Origin of the sequence: Halomonas sp. 707D4 (assembly GCF_024158685.1) — a bacterium.
In the GTDB taxonomy this organism is placed as follows: domain Bacteria; phylum Pseudomonadota; class Gammaproteobacteria; order Pseudomonadales; family Halomonadaceae; genus Vreelandella.
In genome coordinates this window covers 1-6,508 of record NZ_JAMZBD010000155.1, presented here as the reverse complement: position 1 = coordinate 6,508, position 6,508 = coordinate 1, and the positions used below count along the sequence as shown (strand labels likewise).

The window sequence follows — 6,508 nt, the reverse complement described above, 5'->3', positions numbered from 1 at the left end:
CTGGGTATCGCCCACGCCGAGGTTCTCGCCGACGGGCAGCTGATAGCGCACGAAATCCTGGAAGATGACGCCCACGCGCCGGCGCAGGGTCTGGGCGTCCCAGTCGCGCAGGTCACTGCCGTCGAGCAGGATACGGCCTTCGGTAGGGAAGTAGAGCCTGGTCAACAGCTTGATCAAGGTGGTCTTGCCCGAGCCGTTTTCCCCGACCAGGGCCAGGCTTTGCCCTGGCGCCAGGTGAAGCGAAATGTCGCTCAAGGCCGCCGGAGCGCCAGGGTAGGCGAAGCTCACGTTCTCGAAGCGCAGCCCGTCCCCCGGCGAGACCCCTTGGGTGAGGACGCCGCGCTCGCGCTCGGTGGGATGCTCCAGGTAGTCGTAGAGATTGGACAGGTAGAGGTTGTCCTCGTACATGCCGCTGACCGCGGTGAGAATGGCGGACAGCGCCGCCTGGCCCTGCTTGAACGCCATCAGGTACATCGTCATCTGGCCCAGGGTGATCGAGCCCACCACCGCCTCGAGCACGACCCAGGCGTAGGCCAGGTAGAAGGTCAGGGTGCCCAGAAGTCCCAGCGCGAACCCCCAGCCTTCGCGGCGCAGGGTAAGGCGCCGGTCCTCGCCGAAAAGCCGCTCGAAGATGGCCCGGTAGCGGGTGAGAAAAAGCCCCTCCAGGCCGAAGAGCTTGACCTCCTTGATGCTGTCCTCCCGGGCGAGCACGGTTTCCAGGTAACTCTGCATGCGGGTTTCCGGCGAGCGGCGGCTGAACAGTCGAAAGGCGTCGCCGGAGAACTTCGCCTCGGAGACGAACACCGGCACCGCCCCCAGGGCCAGGATCAATAGCGCCCAGGGAGAGAACTGCACCAGCAGCACGCTGAAACTGGCAAGAGAGATCGCGCTCTGGATCAGCCCGAAGGTCTTGGTCACCAGGGAAAGCGGTCGAGTGGACGCTTCCCGCCGGGCCCGGGTGAGCTTGTCGTAGAGTTCTGCATCCTCGAACTGGGAAAGCGACAGCGTACCGGCCTTTTCGAGAATCATGACGTTCACCCGCTGGCCCAGCATCGCCCGCAGCAGGGATTGCTGGGCAGACAGCCCGCGCTGGGCCAGGGCGATCAGCCCGACGATCAGCGCCTCCAGCGCCACCAGCTGCAGTACCGGGGCCAGAATCACCGCCAGCACCGGCGCCTCGGCCTCTTCAAAAGCCTGCATGGCCTCGATCACGCCATCGACGATGAGCTGCCCCACCCAGGCGGCCAGCGCCGGCAGCACCCCCGCCACCAGGGTGCACAGCGCCAGCCCCAGCATCATCGCGCGCGAGGTGTCCCAGACCAGCGCCAGGGCGCGGCGGCTGTAGCGAAAGACGCCGACGAAGTCTTTCAGGGCGAGAAAGGAGAGTGATGCCATAAAAAGGCCAACCTGAACGGCAAGGAACGCCATGATGCATCGTTTGGCCGGGCCCTGCCACGCCATCCTCCGGCGGGAGTCCGGCGAAGATCAGCCGAGCAGAAGGGCGCCGTAGACGAGCGCTCCCATGACCACGAAGGCCGGGTGGATGTTGAGCCAGACCAGCGCCGCGGTGGCGGCGATACCGATGATCAGGGTGTGAACGAGGCCGGCGCTGCCCATGCCCTCCATGAAGAAGCCGAGCGTCAGCCAGGCCATCATGATGGCGATCACCGGGCGCACCCACTGGCTCATGCGTTTCACCTGGGGGGATTCACGATGGCGGTACAGAAGACCCAGCGCGCAGAGCATCAGCAAGAGCGACGGCACGACCGTCGCCAACACGGCGATCACGGCGCCGGCGACCCCGGCGACCTCGTAGCCGATGTAGCCGGCCATCTTGGTGGCGATCGGACTCGGCAGCGCGTTGCCCAGCGCCAGGGTCTCGGCGAAGCCCTGGGAGGTCATCCAGCCGTAGCGGCCGACCACTTCCGCTTCCAGTAGCGGTATGATGGCCGGGCCCCCGCCGTAGCCGATGATGTTGGGAATGAAGAAGGCCAGGAACAGCTGCCAGTAGATCATGCCGACTCCTCCGTGGACGGGGTCTTCGGCTTGCGCCGGGGCTTGAGAAGGGCGGCGATCAGGATTGCGCCAATGATGATGCCCGGGTGCACCCCGAGCCAGTAGATCAGCGCACCGGAGACGGCGGCGATGAGCAGGCTGGCGATCCAGCCGAGCGAAGCCTTGGACTTTTCCAGGAAATCCCAGGTGAGTTGGCCCATCATCACCATGACCACGGGAATCACGGCGTGGCTCATGCCGTTGATCCAGGCGACGTCGCGGTAGCGGCTGAACACGCCGAGCATGGCGATCATCGCGACGATCATCGGCACCGAGATCGCGAACACCGCCACCGCGCAGCCGGCGACGCCGCCCACGCGGTAGCCGATATACCCCGGCATCTTGGTGGCGATCGGCCCCGGCAGCGTATTGCCGATCGCCAGGATGTCGGCGAACTCCTCATCGGTCAGCCATTGGTGGCGCTTGACGACCTCGGCATGCACCAGAGGAATCATCGATGGCCCGCCGCCGAACCCGAAAATGCCGACGCGGAAAAAGGCCCAGAACAGTGCCGGTAGCTTCATAAACGTATCGCTCGCTGTCATCGCCTGTGCGGTGACGATTGAAGAAGTGAGTCGATCAAGGGAGGGGTCGATCGCATGAAAGAACTTTTTATCATATTTTTTATAAAAAAATCGATTATTCTTGCGGAAGAATAAGAACCCGTCCTTCGAGCATCAGTCGCTACATCGCCACCCACTACCAAGGATGCCCCCATGAGCAACGCACGCGACACGCGCAGCGAAACCTCCTCGAGCCGGATCTACGAAACGCTGCGCAAGGACCTGGTTCGCGGGCGTTTCACCGCCGGTGAAAAGCTCGCCATCAACGCCTTGAAAGAGCGTTATCAGGTGGGGCTGAGCCCGCTGCGCGAGGCGCTCAACAAGCTCGCCGCCTACGGCCTGCTGGTGCAGGAGAATCAGCGCGGCTTCAGCGTGCCAGGACTCAGCCAGGAGGAGCTCGAGGATATCGCTCGCCTGCGCCTCGAGCTCGAGGGGATGGCTTTTGAGCGAGCGCTGGAGCGCGGCGATGCCCAGTGGGAGGCGGAGCTGCTCGCCGCTGCGCATCGGTTGAAGCGGGCCGACAAGAGCGAGGACAAGGGCGATACCTGGGAACAGCTGCATACCCAGTTCCACCGTACGCTGGTGGCGCCCTGTGGCTCGGTGTGGCTGATTCGCTTCATCGAGCAGTTGCACGACCAGTTCGACCGTTATCGTCGACTAGGGCCCAACCCGCCCCGGATTCGCCAGACACTGGACGACCAGCATCAGGCGCTGGTCGAGCTGGCCCTGCGCCGCGACGTCGGTGCTGCGCGGGCGCTGATGGACGATCACGTGCGTAAATCCTTCGACGTGGCGCTGGCGCACTACCAAAAGCACACGTAGGCTTGCCCGCATCCATCGAACGGGCAATCACAGGAGGACGACATGGCGCTTACCGACGACGACGTGATCAGGCATACCCTGGCTTGGGTGCAGGACTTCATCGTGGCGGAGGATATCTGCCCCTTCGCCCGGCGCGAGCTCGAGCGCGACCGGGTAAGAGTGCAGGTGGTGCGTTCGAAGAAGTTCGACGTGGCGCTCGAGGAGCTCGCCGCCGAGCTCGCGTGGCTCACCGATCATCCCGAGATCGAAACGTCGCTTCTGGTCATGCCGACGCTGTTTCGAAGCTTCGAGCACTACCTGGACTTTCTGGCACTGGCCGAGGAGCTGGTCGAGCGGCTGGGCTACGAAGGCGTCTTTCAGCTGGCGAGCTTTCACCCCGACTACTGCTTCGAGGGCGCCGCGCCGGAGGAGGCCTCCAACTTCACCAACCGCTCGCCCTACGCGATGGTGCACGTGCTGCGCGAGGAGAGCGTGGAGCGGGCGATCGACTTCTACGGCGATACCTCGGTCATTCCCGAACGCAACATCGAGCGCCTCGAGGCGCTGGGCAGCAGCGCCGCCGAAGCGATGCTCACGCGCTGTTTCAAGGCCTGATGGAAGGCGTGACTCAGGGCGTGGCGGTGTGGATCACCAGTTGATGCTTGCCGCGCCTCTTGGCCTGATAGAGCGCGGCGTCGGCGAGTTGCAGCACGGTCTCGATATGCTGGCCATGCTGGGGCCACCACGCCGCACCGAGGCTGCCACCCACTGTGGCGATCTGCTCGTCGGGCAGAACGATCGGTGCTTCGATGGCGGCCAGCAGCCGTCGACTCACCTCGTGGGTGAGTGATTCCAGGCTGTCCGGTCGCGCTTTCAGCACCATGACGAACTCGTCGCCGCCGAGCCGAGCGACGATGTCGCCGCTGCGCAGGGCGTTCTTGAGGCGCTGGGTGATCTCGATCAGCACCAGGTCGCCAGCGTGGTGGCCCTGCACGTCGTTGACCTGCTTGAAGCCGTCCAGGTCGATGAAGAACACGATCATGCTCTGGCCGTTGCGCTGGGCTTCGGGAACGGCGAGCTGCAGATACTGGTTGAGAAAGGCGCGATTGGGCAGCCCGGTCAGCGGGTCGGTGTTGGCCAGATCCTCGAGGCGACGGATCGTCTGGTGCTGGTCCACGAGCCGCATCACCATGTTGCGCATCGACACCGACAGCCGCTTGAGCTCAGGGGCGCCGCTCTCCAGCGGAATGACGTCGGCGCCGTGGCCATCCTGAATGCGATCTGCCGCCTTCGCCAGACGACGCAGCGGCGCCACCATGCCGGAGGCCATGCGCCAGCCCAGCAGGGCGAACACCAGCGACAGCAGCAAGCCGATGCTCATGATCGCCGCCTGCAGGCGCTCGACCGCGGCGAAGGCGGTATCGACGGGCTGGCGGCTGATCGCCAGCCAGCCCAGGCCGTTGAACTCCTCGAAGCCGTTGCTGCGCGCGTAGCCGGTCACGTAGCGCTGGCCGTCGGGCCAGGTCTCCACCGCCCAGCGCGGACGGGTGTTGCCGGCACGCGGAACGTGGCGCAGCGTATCGAGTGGCTTGCCGAGCAGCTCCTGGGGTCCCAGCAGTACCGTGTTGTCGGCCGCGAGCAGCAGCATGTCCATGCCGCCTTGGTCGGGAACCATCATCGAGCGCTGGATGTACTCCGCCCACTGCCAGCTCAGGTGAACCGCCAGCACGCCCCGGAAGCGACCTGCGCTGTCGTGGACGGGCGTGGCGATATCCACGAACTTGAGCGCTTCGCCGCTGGGGTTTGGCAAAAGGCTCGCGAGCAGCACGGCTTCGTGGACATCGCCGACCCAGAAGCCTCGTCTGCCTTCGGTGTATACCGGGCGCTGGGCGATGGAAACACCTTCGAGAATGCTGTCGGTCGCTGCCACGACGACGCCTTCTTCATCGGTCAGGCCGATCCAGGAGACCACGCTGTAGGTATCCTGCAGCCGCTCCATCTGACGCTGCAGGACATCGTTGCTGGCGTCGCTGTCGAGCGCCTGGATGGCGAGAAGGAGCTTCACCTCCTTGATACGTGCATTCATGCTGCGGTTGAGCTTGTCGGTCATCTGGTAGGCGGCTTCCGCCGCCGAGCTTCCGATCTCGTCCTGCATCTGTTCGGCGGACTCGCGCGAGGCGACCCAGCCCAGCAGCAGCGTGGTGGCGAATACCAGCGTGGCGATCAGGATGGTGAAGCGTGAGCGCAGCGAAAGGTGCGCGAACAACCCGGTGTGAAACATAGTCGGCCGTCATCAACAAGGCGGGAGCTCGGCAACACCCACGGTTATCGGGGCCAGAAAAAATACCTCATTTCACCCTCTTTTGCATGCCTGGGCGAGATCAAAGCGCCTTGTGCATCACGTGGATATCGACCAGGCCATGACGTGCGTGATGAAAAGCCGCCGGCACGGTGCCGACGATCGCGAACCCCAGCCGCTGCCAGAGCGCGAGCGCCACGGTATTGGTGGCGACGACGGCGTTGAACTGCATGGCCTTGAAATCGAGCTCGCGGGCGATGCGCTGGGAGTGCTCGCACATCGCCCGGGCCACGCCCTTGCCGCGGGCGGTCGCGTTGACCATGTAGCCGCAGTTACAGACGTGCCCGCCCGGCCCCTGGGCATTGGCCTTCACGTAGTAGGCGCCCAAGAGCGTACCTTCCTGATCCTTGACGGCGAAGGTCGCCCTGGGCGCCAGGCACCACAGGGCGTAGGCGCTTTCGAAATCGATCTCCGGGTCGATGGCGTAGGTCTCGCGCGCCTCTACGATGGCCTTGAAATCCGGCCAGAAAAGCGTGAAGTCGGCGCGGGTCATCGGCGTGAAGGCGAGTGATGACATGGCTCACTGTCTCCCTGTCACGCTGGCGACGATCTCGTAGCTTCTCAAACGATCCTCCTGGCTGTAGAAGTCGCTGTTGAGCATCAGCTCGTCGGCGCCGGTCCGGGCCTGGAACGCTTCGAGCTCGGCCTTGACCGTCTCGGGGCCGCCGATGATCGCCGCGCCGAGGAACTGGCCGACCTGGGCCTGCTCCATGGGCGTCCAGTCGAGGGT

The 6,508-nt window shown here is 64.7% G+C and carries 7 protein-coding genes and 1 pseudogene; 2 read left to right on the top strand and 6 right to left on the bottom strand.

Annotated elements, in window-relative coordinates; all coding sequences use genetic code 11:
- From BIS11_RS08490 to BIS11_RS08480, 3 genes are all read right to left on the bottom strand, one after another.
- A partial coding sequence (locus tag BIS11_RS08490; RefSeq protein ID WP_253585920.1) for an ABC transporter ATP-binding protein occupies positions 1–1,395 on the bottom strand: 1,395 nt, incomplete at its 3' end.
- Between the two features lie 90 nt (positions 1,396–1,485).
- Positions 1,486–2,016 carry a chromate transporter gene (locus tag BIS11_RS08485; protein ID WP_253418493.1) on the bottom strand — a complete coding sequence of 177 codons (531 nt, stop codon included), beginning with the start codon at positions 2,014–2,016 and terminating at the stop codon, positions 1,486–1,488.
- Positions 2,013–2,579 carry a chromate transporter gene (locus BIS11_RS08480; RefSeq protein WP_253418490.1) on the bottom strand — a complete coding sequence of 189 codons (567 nt, stop codon included), beginning with the start codon at positions 2,577–2,579 and terminating at the stop codon, positions 2,013–2,015. The genes BIS11_RS08485 and BIS11_RS08480 overlap by 4 nt, the downstream gene beginning before the upstream one ends.
- Before the next feature lie 192 nt (positions 2,580–2,771).
- On the opposite strand from BIS11_RS08480, the gene BIS11_RS08475 reads away from it, so the two are divergent.
- Positions 2,772–3,440 carry a GntR family transcriptional regulator gene (locus BIS11_RS08475; RefSeq protein ID WP_253418487.1) on the top strand — a complete coding sequence of 223 codons (669 nt, stop codon included), beginning with the start codon at positions 2,772–2,774 and terminating at the stop codon, positions 3,438–3,440.
- Positions 3,441–3,482: 42 nt separating this feature from the next.
- Positions 3,483–4,034 carry a DUF1415 domain-containing protein gene (locus BIS11_RS08470; protein ID WP_253418484.1) on the top strand — a complete coding sequence of 184 codons (552 nt, stop codon included), beginning with the start codon at positions 3,483–3,485 and terminating at the stop codon, positions 4,032–4,034.
- 13 nt (positions 4,035–4,047) lie between these two features.
- Here BIS11_RS08470 and BIS11_RS08465 read toward each other — a convergent pair whose 3' ends face one another.
- The 3 genes and pseudogenes from BIS11_RS08465 to BIS11_RS08455 all read right to left on the bottom strand — a co-directional run.
- Complete coding sequence (locus BIS11_RS08465; RefSeq protein WP_253418482.1) at positions 4,048–5,700, bottom strand: GGDEF domain-containing protein; 1,653 nt, start codon at positions 5,698–5,700, stop codon at positions 4,048–4,050.
- Between the two features lie 100 nt (positions 5,701–5,800).
- A complete protein-coding gene (locus BIS11_RS08460) occupies positions 5,801–6,295 on the bottom strand; it encodes a GNAT family N-acetyltransferase (RefSeq protein WP_253418479.1) in 495 nt (164 codons plus the stop codon).
- Between the two features lie 3 nt (positions 6,296–6,298).
- Positions 6,299–6,508: pseudogene (locus tag BIS11_RS08455) on the bottom strand (LLM class flavin-dependent oxidoreductase); the annotation flags it as partial.